This window comes from Paludibacter propionicigenes WB4, from assembly GCF_000183135.1.
Classification (GTDB): domain Bacteria; phylum Bacteroidota; class Bacteroidia; order Bacteroidales; family Paludibacteraceae; genus Paludibacter; species Paludibacter propionicigenes.
The window spans coordinates 927,378-941,022 of sequence record NC_014734.1; the positions used below are offsets into that span (position 1 = coordinate 927,378).

A 13,645-nucleotide genomic window follows, 5' to 3' on the forward strand; every position below is an offset into this window, starting at 1 on the left:
AAAACTATTGTCAATAGACCATAGACTTTAGACAAATTATTATGACTAAACAAGAATTATTTGAAAACATACAACGCAAGAAATCATTTCTTTGCGTGGGATTGGACACTGACGTAAATAAAATACCCGAGCATTTGTTTGACGAATCGGACGATCCGATTTTTGCATTCAACAAAGCCATTATCGACGCTACTGCCGATCTTTGCGTGGCCTACAAACCGAATCTGGCTTTTTACGAGAGTCTTGGGCTGGAAGGCTGGGAAATACTGGAGCGAACCGTAGAATATATTCGTACCTACTACCCCGATCAGTTTATTATTGCCGATGCTAAACGCGGTGATATCGGCAATACATCGGCTATGTATGCACGTACTTTCTTTGGTAATATGGATTTCGACTCGGTAACCGTAGCACCTTATATGGGCGAAGATTCGGTAACACCGTTCCTGACTTACGAAGATAAATGGGTGACTCTGCTTGCGCTAACTTCAAACAAAGGTGCTTTCGACTTCCAATTTATGAAAGATGCCGAAACAGGGGAACGATTGTTCGAAAAAGTGCTCAAAACATCGCTTAACTGGGGTACCGACGAAAACATGATGTACGTGGTAGGTGCTACCAAAGCTGAAATGTTGACTGATATACGTGCTATCATACCGGAACATTTCTTATTGGTTCCCGGCGTAGGAGCGCAAGGTGGAAGTCTGGCAGAAGTGGCTAAATACGGGTTAAACAGCACATGCGGTTTGTTGGTCAACTCATCGCGTCAGATTATCTATGCTTCCCAGGATGCCGATTATGCCAAAGCTGCCCGACTGGAAGCAGAGAAAGTACAACTGGAAATGGAACAAATTCTCTTTGCTGCCGAACTGATTCAATAACGGAAATCCACAGCGAGAATCGTAGTCACATAATAGATGCAAGTTTCAGAAATGAAACCCGGACATCAATAAAATCAAAAAACTGAGAGACAAGACCTGAGCATGGAAAAAAGAAAGATATTTGTGGTTGGTTCCGGTAAACTGGCTAGCGCAGTACTGTCACTCAGCACAACCTATCCATCCGGAGAAGTTCTTAAATGGGACTCGGAATACCTTTCTCTGCCCGAAAAAGTTCTACTGATACATGCCGGTTCAGGTCGTCAACTGAATGAATGTTTCGAGTTTTGCAGCAGAACTAAATCCACGCTGATAGAGCTATCTACCGGATTGGAAACGGAGATTATGCAACCCGATTTTCCTTTAATCCTGTGCCCGAATACATCTTTGCTGGTATTAAAAATGATGAGCGTACTCAAAGCTAACGGCCATCATTTTGAAGGCTTTGACATTTCTATCACCGAATCCCATCAGGCTGCAAAAAAGACCGAACCCGGTACAGCCTATAGCTTTGCCGACTCATTGAAATTGTCGCGGGATAAGGTTGTTTCGACAAGAGATACGAACATTCAAGAGCATAAAATTGGAATTCCTCCGGCGTATCTGGACAAGCATGCTTACCACAGAATAGAAATAAAAGACGGGAACGACGAGGTTGTGATTGAAACCAGAGTGCTGGGTCACGACTCCTATGCCAAGGGAGTTAAGGCGATTATCGAGGCCGTATCAAAACAGCCGTTGGAAAACCGGAAATACTCCGTTTTAGAATTGATTGACAAACAACTGTTATAAACAATAAACTATTTGGTTATGAAGAAACTTGAAAAACTATCAGAAAATGCTTACTACACTGCGGTTGAATTAGGCGATTTGAACGATTTGAAGAATTATGCTTTGATTCATCCCGTTAATAAGCAAGTAATCGAAGGTAAAGTGTTTTTAAAAGACGCTACTAAAGCTACAGGAACCGAAATTTCATTTAACGCTCTCCCACCCCGCTCTGAGCAGCCTTATTTTCATATTCACCGCAAGAACGAGGAAACCTACATCATTCTAAAAGGTTATGGTTTCTTTCAGGTAGACGATGATTGTTTTTCGATTAAAGAAGGAAGTGTTATCAGAGTTTCGCCGCAAGGCAAACGAGGCATCCGTAATGAATCTGACGAAAGTATGATTTACATGGTAATCCAATCGAAAGAAAACTCGCTGGAAGAGCATACTACCGCCGATGGTGAAAGAGTTCCGGTTGAACCAAAATGGAGATAATCAGACGCACGACTCTGAACAAATGATTATAACGCGAAAAAGGTCTGAAAGAGCAATTCTTTCCGACCTTTTTTAGTGCTGACGAAGACTGTCAAATCGATTATTCCGACACTTCTATTTTCAAAATCTTATCACCCTGACGAATAGCATCGATCACTTCCAAACCTTCAACCACCTTGCCGAAACATGTATGATTACGATCCAAGTGAGAGGTGTTATTGCGCGAATGGCAGATAAAAAACTGAGAACCACCTGTATTGCGTCCGGCATGTGCCATCGATAATACACCTCTGTCGTGGTATTGATTTCCACCATCCAGTTCACATGGAATAGTGTAGCCGGGACCACCTGCACCGGTTCCTTTAGGGCAGCCACCCTGAATAACAAAATCAGGTATCACACGGTGGAAAGTCAATCCATCGTAGAATCCACTGGTAACCAGTTTAATAAAGTTTGCCACTGTTCCGGGAGCATCCTGCTCATAAAACTCAACATGCATGTCACCTTTTTCAGTAATAATTTTCGCTGTTTTCATTTTTATCTATTTATAATTGTTTTTTAGTTGGGGGTGCAAAGTTCGTGATGTTTTTCGGCATTTCCAAACATCGGGGATCTTATTCGTTTTATTTAAAGAGTTACATCCACACAAACAGAGCATTAAACAATCAGCAGGATCTAATAAAACACCCCGTACCAACTAAATATTTCTTCCATATATATTAATCAAACCAAGATTATCTATTATATTTGTAAACTACAGCATAAACATTTATACTGTACAGTATAAATGTTTATGCTGTACAGTTCATTTAGTTGAACTGTACAGCTCAATTATAAATTATACTGATCGTTTTGCTAATACTACCTTACCGCTTTCATAAAACATATTGTCCAATTACATAATTCGTTATCAGTAATGAGCATACAATACAAAATGATGGGGAAAAATGATAATATGAACCCCAAAGAATTAAAGAAAAAAGGCTACTATCCTGTTGTAGTGCGTAAGCAAACAGTGGATATAAAGGGACTTGCCGAAAAAGCGGCACGACGCTGCAATTTGAGCAACTTTGAAATAGAAATGGCTATAAAGGTTGCCTTAGAAGCTATACAAGACGAATTGCTGGACAGCAACAATGTTTGCCTGGAAGGCTTTGGAACATTTTCGTTGAAAGCAGAAAGCCGGGATGTGGAAACTCCCGACGAACTCAGGGCTGAATCCATTTTCGTCAAGAAAATTTCATTTAAACATTCGCCTATCTTGCTTCAAAAAATGAAAGCAGCCACCTTTGTAAAGTATAAAAACCTCAAATAATTGTAAGCAGATCAAGTTGTTTTGGGAAAATCTTATATATTTGTCTGAAAAATTGAGCCACTTCCATTACTAAATTTATACTATCATGAACCACAGAATAAACCGCCTGCTCGTAAGCATATTGTTCGCATTAACCGTGATATCCCCTTTCGCTTCATTAGTCACAGCTCAGAATTTCCCGAAAGTAAGAGTGGATGCCGACAAGCGTAATTTTGTGAGTCCGGCTATCGAACGGAAAATTACACAGATACAATCGGTCATTAAAGATCCGGAGCTGGCGTGGATGTTTGGCAATTGCTTTCCCAATACACTCGACCGCACAGTGACTTTTACGCAAAAAAACGGTAAGCCGAATACCTTTGTTATCACCGGCGATATTTATGCCATGTGGCTCCGCGACTGTTCGGCACAGGTTTGGCCTTATATGCCTTACATGAAAGAAGATCCTTCACTGCAACAACTTATTGCCGGAGTGATTAATCGTCAGGCTGAATCAGTATTGATTGACCCCTATGCCAATGCGTTTAATATGAACAAAGAAGGCGGCATGTGGATGAGCGATAATACCCAAATGCGCCCCGAACTGCATGAGCGCAAATGGGAAGTAGACGGTCTGTGTTATGTTATCCGGTTGGGGTACCGTTACTGGAAACTGACCGGTGATACTTCCAGCTTTGACAGCCGCTGGCTGGATGCTATGAAGCTGATTGTAAAAACGTTTAAAGAACAGCAACGCAAAACCAATCAGGGTCCATACAGCTTTATGCGTCGGACTGAAAGGGCTATTGATACGCAGTTTGGCAACGGATTCGGCAATCCCGTTCGCCCTACGGGAATGATTTGCTCCGCCTTTCGTCCGTCCGACGATGCTACCATCTACGGCTACTTGGTTCCGTCCAACTGTTTCGCCGTAGTATCGCTCCGCCAGCTATCGGAAATGGTGAAAAGCATCAAACAAGATAAAGCTTTTGCCAATGAATGCACTGCTCTGGCTGCCGAAGTAGATGCAGCTATAAAGAAATACGCCATTGTAAATCACCCGAAATACGGAAAAATATATGCTTTCGAAGTGGATGGTTACGGCAACTACCTGATGATGGACGATGCCAATGTGCCTTCTTTACTATCGCTGCCTTATCTGGGTTATACGTCCATCAATGATCCTGTTTACAAAAACACCCGTAAGTTTGTATGGAGCAACGATAACCCTTATTTCTATAAAGGCAAAGCAGGAGAAGGCATAGGTGGACCACACGTCGGGGTGGATATGATCTGGCCTATGTCTATCATTATGAAAGCGCTAACTTCAAACAATCCTGAAGAAATAGCTGCCTGCCTTAAAACGCTGAAGCAGACTCATGCCGGTACCGGTTTCATGCACGAGACATTCCACAAAAACGATCCCGCCAATTTTACCCGCTCGTGGTTTGCCTGGGCCAATACTTTGTTTGGCGAATTGCTTATCAAAACAGAGAAAGAACATCCTGAGATTTTAAAGAGAGAATATTGATTTTTAATAAGTTATATTCTCACTAAATTGAATTCGCAAATTCAATGGTTCACTTCAAATAAAACATAATCTTAGATTCCCGAAGGGAATCAATGTAAATAACCACGGGTGCAACCCGTGGCTAAAACATACAACTACGACAGAACCCTGAAAGGGTTCAATAACATTATTTTATTGTGATATTCAGCCCACTTCGGGGCTGAAGTTATATCTCGCTTTTCATCCCCCGGTTGCGCTTCACTTACCGGGGGCTATTTACATTTAGCCACTCCGTGGCAATAAATAGTCTTTCAATTGACTCTTATAGTAGGGACTTATATAATATCTAATAATAAAATAAACCCTTCAGAATGATTTATTCTGAAGGGTTTATTGCGTATAATGAGAAAAAAGATTATGCCACTTCTACTTCGGGCAAGAACAACTTCATGTCTTCGTCCACGCTTCCGATCGGTGCGATTCCAAAGTTTTCAACAAGTACTTTAGCTACATTAGGCGACAGGAAAGCCGGTAATGTTGGACCGAGGTGAATGTTCTTCACTCCCAGATAAAGTAAAGCGAGTAATACAATTACTGCCTTTTGCTCGTACCAGGCAATATTATAAGCTATTGGCAGCTCGTTGATATCATTAAGTTCAAAAACTTCTTTGAGCTTCAAAGCAATCATTACCAACGAGTAACTATCGTTGCACTGTCCGGCATCGAGTACCCGTGGAATGCCACCTATATCACCCAACGGCAATTTGTTGTAACGATACTTAGCACAACCTGCGGTTAGAATCACGGTGTCTTTCGGCAATTGTTCGGCAAATTCGGTATAATAACTACGACCTTTCATCCGACCATCACAACCTGCCATAACAAAGAATTTACGAATCGCTCCCGATTTTACGGCATCAACCACTTTATCGGCCAGGGCAAATACCTGCGCATGAGCAAATCCACCAACTATTTCGCCTGTTTCTATTTCTGTCGGAGCTCCACACTCTTTAGCATGGGCAATCAGTGCTGAAAAGTCTTTAGGTTGACCATTTTGTCCTTCTTCAATATGCTTGAAGCCGGGAAAGCCTGACGAACCTGTAGTATACACCCTGTCGGTATAGGTAGCTGTGCTTCTTGGTGGAACAATGCAGTTGGTGGTAAAGAGAATCACACCGTTGAAAGTTTCAAAATCAGTTACCTGACTCCACCATGCACCGCCGTAGTTACCTACAAAGTGGCTATACTTTTTGAATGCCGGATAATAATTAGCCGGAAGCATTTCGCTGTGAGTGTATACGTCAACACCCGTTCCTTCGGTTTGTTTCAACAACTCTTCCATATCTTTCAGGTCGTGACCACTGATAAGAATACCCGGATTGTTACGAACCCCAAGGTTTACCTTCGTGATTTCCGGATTACCAAACGAAGTGGTATTGGCTTTATCAAGCAACGCCATGACGCTCACGCCATATTTACCCGTTTCGAGTACCAAAGCAGTTAGCTCATCAGCCAAGAAAGCATCGTTGGTAGTAGCCACAAGCGCACGCTGAATAAACGGATGTACTTCGGCATCATTGTACCCCAGGTTGTTAGCATGCTCAACATAAGCCGCCATCCCTTTCAAACCATAGATAACCAGTTCGCGAAGTGAGCGAACATCTTCATTTTCGGTAGCCAACACTCCTACTTCTTTGGCTATAAGCTCCATTTCGGCAGACGTAACAGCCGTCCAGGTAAGCAAGTCGGTTTTTTCGAGCTCTACCTTATTCTCCTGTAGAGTAGATTTCAGTTGAGCACGGAGTTTAAACCCATCGCGAATGCGATTCACAAAACGTTCGTAATCGAAATTAGCATTGGTGATAGTCATAAACAGACTGTCGGTGATAAAAAGATTGGCTTCCTCGTTCTCTATGTTCAACGTACGCAGAGCCTGAGTATAATGAGACAATCCTTTTAGTTGATAAATCAGTAAATCCTGCAAAGCAGCTACTTCGGGTGTTTTTCCACAAACTCCCTTAATCTCGCATCCGGTACCTTTGGATGCTTCCTGGCATTGAAAGCAAAACATGTTCATAATGTATAATGATTAATTGTGAATGATAAATGATTAATTTTTTGTGATAAGAGCAGAATCGGGATGGTGAATAAAAGGCATTTATAATTTAGCATTAATCATTCACCATTATTTCACACCCACTCTTCTTTCAGCACATCGCCTCTGGTTCCTATAACAACCAATTTGACAGGAATCTTGCAACCCGATTCGGCAACGGCTTTTTGTGCCAGTCGGAACAGTCCTCCACAGCAGGGAACTTCCATAATTACAACTGTCAACGTATTGATTGTGGAATAGACAATCATGTTTTTCAGTTTCTCGACGTACATCTCCTGATTTGAGTCGAGTTTGGGACAAGCAATGGCTAGTATTTTACCCGTCAGAAAGCGATTATGAAAATCGGCAAAGCTATAGGCCACGCAATCTGCCGCCAACACTACGTCTGCGCCTCTAAAGTATCCTGCTTCCGGGTTCAGCAAATGAAGTTGTACCGGCCATTGGCGTAGTTGAGACGGCGACTGTACATCAGCTGAAGCCATCTTAAAAGCCTGTGGAGCAGCCGGAGCAAATGACATCTCACGACTTCCCGGGCAGCCACCACCATGACTGTGTTGCACTGCCGATGCAGGTTTCGAAGCACAACCAGCTCCACTATGGTTATGCACCTGTGCAAAATCAATTTGAACACTATTGGCTCTCAGGTAGCTCACGCCTTGTTTTAAATATTCTATTTCGCCGTGATCTTTCAGATGTTTCAGGTGAGCAATGATGGTTTTCTCGCCCTTCGGAATCATGCGCTCAATGGTAGCAATTTCGTCATAAGCTTCGGCTTCACGTTCTTCAAGCGTGATAGCTCCTACCGGACAATCACCGATACAAGCCCCCAAGCCGTCGCAAAACAATTCGCTAACCATACGGGCTTTACCATCTATCATCTGAAGTGCACCTTCATGGCAACCACTTACACAAGCTTCGCATCCATTGCAAAGATCTTCGTCTATTTTTATAATTGTTCGTTTCATTTGACCCCTAACCCCTAAAGGGGAATTAAGTTAGTATTGTTTTATTTCTGTAATAGTTTATTCTTTATGTAGAAACTGCGTCTTAAAGCCCCTTTAGGGGTTTGGGGTTCATTATTTTATCATGGTCAGCAACATCTTAAACTGCTCAACAGCTACCACTGCATGCCGAACGTTGGCTGGCATAATAATACTTTCGCCCACGGCTAGCTCGAATGTTTTTCCATCAATAACTACCTCGCCTTTACCATCCAGAACCTGTACAATGGCGTCGAATGGTGCGGTATGTTCACTCAGAAATTCGCCTTTGTCAAAGGCAAACAGAGTCACGTTTCCACGTTCGTTTCTTATTATGATTTTGCTTACCACCGAACCTTCGGCATAAGCCACTTTATCTGTCATGCTGAATTTTTCAGCTGTAGGGAATGCTTTATTTTCCATTATCTTGAGTTTTTATTTGTTATCTGTCTGTTTCAACCATTGGTTGTATTAATTATGCGGCAAAAGTATAGCCCGAAAAACAATAAATGTGTAACATCTGTTACACTCACAAAATTTGTTTGTATTTTTGTGCATAAATAACTATCAAACATGAGCAAAATAGATCTATCAGCCTGCCCGGTGTGTAGTAAGATTAAAATTGAGAATGAAGAGGCTTTTCTGGAAGACTTAAAATACAGCATTAAAGCACATCCTAAAAATGAATTGATTATCAGGCAAGGAGATGTATGCGATGCCTTGTACATGCTTATGGTAGGCTCCGTAAAAACAGAAATGATTACCGATAATGGAAATGTACTTGGCATTGAAATAATCAAAGCTCCACGCCCGTTGGCTCCGGCTTTTCTTTTCTCTGATAACAACCATTTTCCGGTCGATGTAACGTCGCTGGAAGAAGTAGAGATCATGAAGATACCAAAAGCGGAAATCTTGCGACTAATGACTACCAATTTGGATTTCATGTCGAGCTTTATGACTCATAATGCTAATCGCACGCAATTTCTGACCAATCGTCTGCAACTGCTTTCTATAAAAACCATAAAAGGAAAAATTGCCCATTTTTTACTCGAAAACTCTCCGGGTGAAGGAAAACCGTTTGAAATCAACCGTAATCAGACTGAGTTAGCCGATTTCTTCGGAGTAGCCAGACCATCGTTGGCCAGAAGTATTTCTGAAATGGTGCAGGAAGGTATCATCGAAGTCAACAAGAAAAAATATACCATACTCCATTCGAAAGCGTTACGCGAATTGCTGGTGTGAACAATATCTCCTCTTCAAATTTTTTTTCAAAAAAACTCACACGCTCACAAGACTATTTTTCAGCCAGATACACTTCTCAATTACAAGATCCGACGAACTTTTACATACATTAAAACCCGCAAAACACTTTCTCATTTCAGAAAAATGTACTACTTTTGCTCTCGCTTTGGTTTTAGTTCACGATTTCTCGTGAGCTGAATTAAAAGGGAAACAGGTGTAATTCCTGTACAGTCCCGCTGCTGTAAGCTCTTTAAACGTTTTGAACAACACTTTTGCCACTGAAATTCTCAGTAAGCAGTGAACAGTGAACAGTAAACAGTCCCATATAGACTGATAACTGATAACTGATAACTGATAACTGAAATCGGGAAGGCGTTCAAAACGGGAGTAAGTCAGAAGACCTGCCAGACAACAATCAATTTTCAGAAGCTTTCGAGGAAAAAGCGACGAAACATCAGCAAAAAACAACAATAATTTTGCCTTTGTGAGGTCATTTTCGGGAGCTATTTGATCGGTTTATTCATCGTCAAATAGTTACAACTGTGTTTAAAAACTTTTTATTTACATTCGTTATATTTTTATCAGTAACTACTTCGGCTTTTTCAAAGGTTTCGGGAGCTGACTCTATTCACGTCCAAGATCTAAAAGAAGTTACGGTAAACGGTCAGGCTATTAAAAATGCAAGAGCCTCCATGCCCATTCAAATTATTACCAATAAAGAAATGGCATTGCTTAATGCCAATAACGTTTCAGATATTGCCAAATATTTTTCAGGCGTTACCATTAAAGATTACGGTGGCATAGGCGGAATGAAAACTGTTTCACTTCGTGGTATGGGAACTCAATACACAGGCGTCAGCTACGATGGCGTAATGATGAGTGACATTCAATCAGGACAAATTGATCTGGGTCGTTTCTCTCTCGATAATATCTCAGAAGTATCATTGACTAACGGTCAGCCTAATGACATATTCCAATCGGCACGTTTGTTTTCGTCGGGCGGTATTCTTAGCCTCAGAACAAAATTGCTGGATTATAATAAAGACCAATCAATTGCAGGAAAAGTAGTAATTAAAGCCGGTTCATTCGGATTACTAAATCCTAGTTTATTTCTGACAAAGAACATTAATGAAAAATGGGCATTTAATCTATCTGCAGATGCACTTACGGCCAATGGTCAATATAGTTTCTTACAATATTATGGTTCTACCGATAACCTTTCGGAAAAACTAACCCGAACAAATAGTGATGTAAAATCATTGCGCACTGAAATGAACTGGTTGTATCGGATCAAAGAAAAAGAGAGTATTACATTTAAAACTAATTTCTTCGGCTCAGAACGTGGATTGCCCGGTAGCGTTACATTTTACAATACCTATGACTCTCAGCAGCGCTTAAAAGACAGAACATTCTTTTCACAAATCCACTATGAAAACCTGATTTCGGACAGATTTCAACATCAATATTTCGCAAAGTTCAACATATCAGACAATCATTACTCTGACAGAGATCCTAAATATAGTATCACCAATGGAATTCTCAAAGATCATTATTTGCAAAAGGAATATTATCTATCATCCTCATTTCAATATAAGTTATTTGAACCAATGTTCTTATCGTTAGCAACAGATTGGTTTTATAATACTCTTGATATCAATTCAAATGTCAACTTCAAAAACTTTCAATATCCGACGCGCCATACGGGTATGGCTAACCTTGCAACCAAATATGTAACGGAAAGACTAACTTTGGGAGCGAACCTGCTTTACACTCTTACGCGTGAACAGGTACAAACTGGAAATGCCTCACCAAATAGAGACAAGCTATCACCAACAGCAAATTTGTCATTCAAATTACTTGAAAACAAAGAACTAAGGATAAGAGCTTTTTACAAAAATATTTACCGTCTTCCGTCATTCAACGATTTATATTATCAGGATATGGGAAATTCAAATCTGCGTCCTGAAAATTCAAATCAATATAATATCGGATTCACCTATCTGGACACAGAAATACCTTTTTTGTCGGAATTTGCTATCATGGCCGACGGATATTATAACCGGGTAACAGATAAAATCATTGCTATTCCGCGAGATATGTTTCATTGGAGTATGACAAATAGAGACAAAGTAAATATTAAAGGTATTGATATTAGCCTAAAAGCAAGTGTCAAAGTAAAAAACTCCGATCTCCTGAAACTGAAAAGCAACTATTCATACCAAAATGCTAAAGATGCTACTCAGGGGAGTGATAACTTTGGAGAACAAATTCCTTACACCCCCTTACATTCAGGCTCGGGCTCCCTATCTTACGAACATAAAAAATGGGAAGTTGGATACAACATGATATTTTCGGGTATAAGATGGATAGGACAAACAACAGACAAAACAAACAAAATGGATGGCTATACCATACACTCAATATTTGTATCAAAAAATTACAAACAATGGAGGATAAACGCTGAAATCATTGACTTATTCAACACTCAATATGAAGTCGTGAAATTTTACCCCATGCCACGCCGAAATTTCAGGATCACAGTAGCAATGAATTTAGGCAAATAACAGATAAATCAAAACAACAAAATTATTTATGAAAACAACAAAAATTATTACAGCTTTATTATTAGCAGTTCTTTGTACTCCAACATTTACTTCTTGTAGCTCAAAGGATGAAGTTGAAAAAGTTAGTTCTCCCAGCTCGCCAAGATCATTAACGGCAGCAAACGGTAAAGTATATATAGTACAATTTGATGGTCATGTAACACAATTAGATACGACAAACTTATCATTAGGGCAAACAATCACTGTGGGAGCCAATCCTGACGCCAGCGTTATCGCAGGCAACAAATTATATGTTGCAAACACCGGTGGAATGGCTGCAGTAATGGATAGTACAATTTCGGTTATTGATCTTTCTACTTTTAAAGAAACTAAGAAAATTAAAGTCAACCTTAACCCGGCAGGTATCAAAGCAGACAGCTATGGTGACGTATACGTTGTTTCAAATGGTGATTATAAAAACATCCCCGGAAAATTCCAACGTATAGAAGCAGGTACAGATAAAGTTACAGATATCAATGTCAAAGCCAAAAATTTTGATATAGTAGGCGATAATGCTTATATTTCGAACTTCGAATATGATGCAAATTGGGCTGCAGCAAACAAAACTATTGCAATATACGATGTCAAGAATGAAAAGCTAGTTAGTGCCAATATAATTTCTACCGAAATAGCAAAAACTCCTTATTGTATCGACGTTAATCCGGTAACCAAAGATATCTATTTAGGAGTTACTGATTATACAAACAATGGTAAGATGTACAGCTTCAAAGAAGATGGAACTTATAATTTTGAATTTACGACTGGTATAAATCCATCTAAAACAATATTTTCTAAAGATAACAAAAGTCTCATTGTATTAAACGAAGGAAAATATGAAGCTAACAATGCAGGCTTAAGTTTCTTCGACCTTACAACTAAAACAAGCACAGATAATTATTTTCTTGCAAAAAATAATCGTGCATTAGGAGATACCGGACAAGATATGATCAGATATGGTTCTAAAATCTATATTGCCGTATATAAATCAAGCATCATTGAGGTTATTAATGCAGTTACAGGAATTTCTATTAAAACAATTCCAATGGTAACTTTAACCGATAAAGTCGCGAAATAAGAGAAAAACAAGCATTCATTCTAAGCAAACGATGCATGGTTTGGAATAACTGAAACTAAGATGCTGCCATATCTTATGTTCGGTTATTCCTTTTATAAATAATTACAGCTTTTCCATAGTCTAGCACTTTGAAAAAGTTTGCTTAAACACAAGAGTAATATGAAGGGATACGTACATGTTTACACCGGAAACGGCAAAGGAAAAACTACTGCATCGCTCGGATTGGCGGTTAGAGCATTGGGAGCCGGAAAGAAAGTATATATCGGACAATTTGCCAAAAGCAAACATTATTCCGAATTAGTCACAATTGATAAGTTACTGACCGATATCACCCTCAAGCAGTACGGCATGGGGTGCTTCATTTTTGATAAACCTAAGGAAGAAGATATTCAGGCGGCTCAGCAAGGACTGAAAGATGCTATTGCTGCTATCGAATCCGATAAATATGATTTGATTATTCTGGATGAAGCTAATATCGCTATTCATTACAGTCTTTTTAGTGCAGCCAACCTGATAGAGGCATTAAACCGAAGAAATGAGCGAACTGAAATTGTAATTACAGGTCGATATGCATGTCAGGAAATCATTGATTATGCGGATTTAGTGACTGAAATGAAAGAAGTAAAACACTATTATCAACAAGGCGTACAAGCTCGTGTTGGTATTGAAAAATAGGATGTA

Annotated in this window: 13 protein-coding genes and 1 riboswitch; of the genes, 9 read left to right on the plus strand and 4 right to left on the minus strand. The window is 39.9% G+C overall.

The window, feature by feature from the left end; translation table 11 throughout:
- Nucleotides 1–41: 41 nt before the first annotated feature.
- From pyrF to PALPR_RS03840, 3 genes are all read left to right on the plus strand, one after another.
- Nucleotides 42–881: an orotidine-5'-phosphate decarboxylase gene (gene pyrF / locus PALPR_RS03830; RefSeq protein ID WP_013444300.1), complete on the plus strand. Its 840-nt coding sequence runs from the start codon at nucleotides 42–44 to the stop codon at nucleotides 879–881.
- 102 nt (nucleotides 882–983) lie between these two features.
- Nucleotides 984–1,670, plus strand: coding sequence for a dihydrodipicolinate reductase C-terminal domain-containing protein (locus PALPR_RS03835; protein ID WP_013444301.1), 687 nt, complete (start codon nucleotides 984–986; stop codon nucleotides 1,668–1,670).
- Between the two features lie 18 nt (nucleotides 1,671–1,688).
- Nucleotides 1,689–2,144, plus strand: a complete 456-nt coding sequence (locus PALPR_RS03840; RefSeq protein WP_013444302.1) for a cupin domain-containing protein — start codon at nucleotides 1,689–1,691, stop codon at nucleotides 2,142–2,144.
- Between the two features lie 100 nt (nucleotides 2,145–2,244).
- Here PALPR_RS03840 and PALPR_RS03845 read toward each other — a convergent pair whose 3' ends face one another.
- Entirely contained in the window at nucleotides 2,245–2,679 is a 435-nt protein-coding gene (locus tag PALPR_RS03845; RefSeq protein ID WP_013444303.1) for a peptidylprolyl isomerase, read from the minus strand.
- Nucleotides 2,680–3,060: 381 nt separating this feature from the next.
- Between PALPR_RS03845 and PALPR_RS03850 the strand changes: the two genes are divergently transcribed.
- Both PALPR_RS03850 and PALPR_RS03855 read left to right on the plus strand, forming a co-directional pair.
- Nucleotides 3,061–3,459 carry an HU family DNA-binding protein gene (locus PALPR_RS03850; protein ID WP_013444304.1) on the plus strand — a complete coding sequence of 133 codons (399 nt, stop codon included), beginning with the start codon at nucleotides 3,061–3,063 and terminating at the stop codon, nucleotides 3,457–3,459.
- A gap of 85 nt (nucleotides 3,460–3,544) precedes the next feature.
- Nucleotides 3,545–4,969 carry a glycoside hydrolase family 125 protein gene (locus tag PALPR_RS03855; protein ID WP_013444305.1) on the plus strand — a complete coding sequence of 475 codons (1,425 nt, stop codon included), beginning with the start codon at nucleotides 3,545–3,547 and terminating at the stop codon, nucleotides 4,967–4,969.
- A gap of 394 nt (nucleotides 4,970–5,363) precedes the next feature.
- Here the strand turns inward: PALPR_RS03855 and hcp are convergent, their stop codons facing one another.
- The 3 genes from hcp to PALPR_RS03870 all read right to left on the minus strand — a co-directional run bounded on the left by hcp (nucleotide 5,364) and on the right by PALPR_RS03870 (nucleotide 8,467).
- Nucleotides 5,364–7,025: a hydroxylamine reductase gene (gene hcp, locus PALPR_RS03860; protein WP_013444306.1), complete on the minus strand. Its 1,662-nt coding sequence runs from the start codon at nucleotides 7,023–7,025 to the stop codon at nucleotides 5,364–5,366.
- Nucleotides 7,026–7,138: 113 nt separating this feature from the next.
- Complete coding sequence (locus PALPR_RS03865; RefSeq protein ID WP_013444307.1) at nucleotides 7,139–8,029, minus strand: ATP-binding protein; 891 nt, start codon at nucleotides 8,027–8,029, stop codon at nucleotides 7,139–7,141.
- 111 nt (nucleotides 8,030–8,140) lie between these two features.
- Nucleotides 8,141–8,467, minus strand: a complete 327-nt coding sequence (locus tag PALPR_RS03870) for a cupin domain-containing protein (protein ID WP_013444308.1) — start codon at nucleotides 8,465–8,467, stop codon at nucleotides 8,141–8,143.
- 150 nt (nucleotides 8,468–8,617) lie between these two features.
- On the opposite strand from PALPR_RS03870, the gene PALPR_RS03875 reads away from it, so the two are divergent.
- From PALPR_RS03875 to cobO, 4 genes are all read left to right on the plus strand, one after another.
- Nucleotides 8,618–9,286, plus strand: a complete 669-nt coding sequence (locus PALPR_RS03875) for a Crp/Fnr family transcriptional regulator (protein ID WP_013444309.1) — start codon at nucleotides 8,618–8,620, stop codon at nucleotides 9,284–9,286.
- Nucleotides 9,287–9,436: 150 nt separating this feature from the next.
- Nucleotides 9,437–9,709: riboswitch (cobalamin riboswitch) on the plus strand.
- Between the two features lie 119 nt (nucleotides 9,710–9,828).
- Nucleotides 9,829–11,850, plus strand: coding sequence for a TonB-dependent receptor plug domain-containing protein (locus PALPR_RS03885; RefSeq protein ID WP_013444310.1), 2,022 nt, complete (start codon nucleotides 9,829–9,831; stop codon nucleotides 11,848–11,850).
- Nucleotides 11,851–11,878: 28 nt separating this feature from the next.
- Nucleotides 11,879–12,964, plus strand: a complete 1,086-nt coding sequence (locus tag PALPR_RS15285; protein WP_013444311.1) for a YncE family protein — start codon at nucleotides 11,879–11,881, stop codon at nucleotides 12,962–12,964.
- A gap of 138 nt (nucleotides 12,965–13,102) precedes the next feature.
- Entirely contained in the window at nucleotides 13,103–13,639 is a 537-nt protein-coding gene (gene cobO, locus PALPR_RS03895; protein WP_272867151.1) for a cob(I)yrinic acid a,c-diamide adenosyltransferase, read from the plus strand.
- The last annotated feature ends 6 nt before the right edge of the window (nucleotides 13,640–13,645 follow it).

Excerpts from the sequence above, each read along its gene's own strand:
- PALPR_RS03875 (WP_013444309.1), top strand. The coding sequence starts at position 8,618 with ATGAGCAAAATAGATCTATCAGCCTGCCCGGTGTGTAGTAAGATTAAA.
- pyrF (WP_013444300.1), top strand. The coding sequence starts at position 42 with ATGACTAAACAAGAATTATTTGAAAACATACAACGCAAGAAATCATTT.
- PALPR_RS03835 (WP_013444301.1), top strand. The coding sequence starts at position 984 with ATGGAAAAAAGAAAGATATTTGTGGTTGGTTCCGGTAAACTGGCTAGC.
- PALPR_RS03865 (WP_013444307.1), bottom strand. The coding sequence starts at position 8,029 with ATGAAACGAACAATTATAAAAATAGACGAAGATCTTTGCAATGGATGC.
- PALPR_RS03845 (WP_013444303.1), bottom strand. The coding sequence starts at position 2,679 with ATGAAAACAGCGAAAATTATTACTGAAAAAGGTGACATGCATGTTGAG.
- PALPR_RS03840 (WP_013444302.1), top strand. The coding sequence starts at position 1,689 with ATGAAGAAACTTGAAAAACTATCAGAAAATGCTTACTACACTGCGGTT.
- PALPR_RS03855 (WP_013444305.1), top strand. The coding sequence starts at position 3,545 with ATGAACCACAGAATAAACCGCCTGCTCGTAAGCATATTGTTCGCATTA.
- hcp (WP_013444306.1), bottom strand. The coding sequence starts at position 7,025 with ATGAACATGTTTTGCTTTCAATGCCAGGAAGCATCCAAAGGTACCGGA.
- PALPR_RS15285 (WP_013444311.1), top strand. The coding sequence starts at position 11,879 with ATGAAAACAACAAAAATTATTACAGCTTTATTATTAGCAGTTCTTTGT.
- PALPR_RS03870 (WP_013444308.1), bottom strand. The coding sequence starts at position 8,467 with ATGGAAAATAAAGCATTCCCTACAGCTGAAAAATTCAGCATGACAGAT.
- PALPR_RS03850 (WP_013444304.1), top strand. The coding sequence starts at position 3,061 with ATGAGCATACAATACAAAATGATGGGGAAAAATGATAATATGAACCCC.